The organism is Acinetobacter lwoffii, assembly GCF_022809915.1.
In the GTDB taxonomy this organism is placed as follows: domain Bacteria; phylum Pseudomonadota; class Gammaproteobacteria; order Pseudomonadales; family Moraxellaceae; genus Acinetobacter; species Acinetobacter lwoffii_M.
Window position 1 is genome coordinate 1 of the sequence record NZ_JALGQY010000080.1, and the last position, 1,282, is coordinate 1,282.

The window sequence follows — 1,282 nt, forward strand, 5'->3', positions numbered from 1 at the left end:
TTCTAGAGTTATTTGCATTTCTCTATTTTATCAAAATTCAACCTGCTTTTTTTTAGCATACTTTTTGATACACCACCGCCTTTTTTAATTAGCTCCAGATAAGTTTCCAGGTTTTCTGCATGATTAAAATGCTGGATAAATGCTTGCAGGGATTTCTGCGCATGACCATTGTGAGCATTATCAATAGTAATGTGCACATTAAAATAATGCGGATCGATACCCAGTTCAGCCAGTTCATAATTGGTGATTAACAAATGCAGTGGTAACTGTTCATAACCGAGATTAAAGCCAATGACCAAAGGTAGATACTTGGCCGGGGCATAAGCCAGTGCCAACTGTACGGCAGCCTGTTCGTAGTAACTATCATCTAAATGCTCGGCATAACTGTTCAGCTCATAATGACTCAACAGGTCCTGATACATGGTGACATGGTTGGCACGCGGATGCCCTAAACCAAGCTCTTCGAGATAGATGTAAATCAAATCTTTCAACTCGGGCTGATTACAGTTTGGCACGGTTGAATACAACCAAGCACCATCGACCAGTTTAACCGGTGCAACTTTCGCCAGGAATTCGAAAGCCTGAGAAACCGTCGGAAAATATTCCCGGGGCTGCTGCTGTTTCCGGCGATTGACATAGGTCTGGAAAGTCGCACAAACCTGATGATGTTGTTCTAAAAGATGCTGTTCAACCTGTACAGGCTGATCCAACCATCCGAGAGTATCAATATTTAAATTTTTAATCAGATCGCTCAAATAAGATTCGGCTTTTTCGGTTTTGGTATATGTCGAAATTTCAGTATCTTGAAAAAAGTCGACCCAATCCTTAAAGCTTTTAATTTGATAATTATGATTTTTATTTGGCGATAAAGGTAAACTTAGCTCTGTGCTGACGAACATAATCTGATCCTTGCAGATTTCTCTTGATTTACCTTAACGTGCCCTCTAAAAGCAGGGTGTTGAATTTTTGTTCTAATTTATTGGTGTATTGCTTTAAGTGAAAATGAACGGATATTTCTATGAATAGAAATGTTAAAACAATACAAATTGTAAAATTAAGAATGGGATGGCAGCCGAAAGAGTGAGGGAGTAATTTGAACAAATGATAAAAACTGGGTTTAAAGATTCGAGAAATAAAATTTGCAAGATAAAAAAAGCCCGAGTCGCAATGCTCGGGCTTTTTGTTGAGATGTTGCCATCTCGAATATGGCGTCCCTACGGGGATTCGAACCCCGGTTACCGCCGTGAAAGGGCGATGTCCTAGGCCTCTAGACGATAGGGAC

General features: G+C 40.0%; 1 tRNA gene and 1 pseudogene. Both read right to left on the reverse strand.

From position 1 onward, the window contains the following. Positions 1-77: 77 nt before the first annotated feature. Positions 78-899, reverse strand: a pseudogene (locus MTX11_RS16460) (iron-containing redox enzyme family protein); the annotation flags it as partial. A 307-nt stretch (positions 900-1,206) separates the two neighbouring features. Beyond that, positions 1,207-1,282, reverse strand: a tRNA-Glu gene (locus MTX11_RS16465).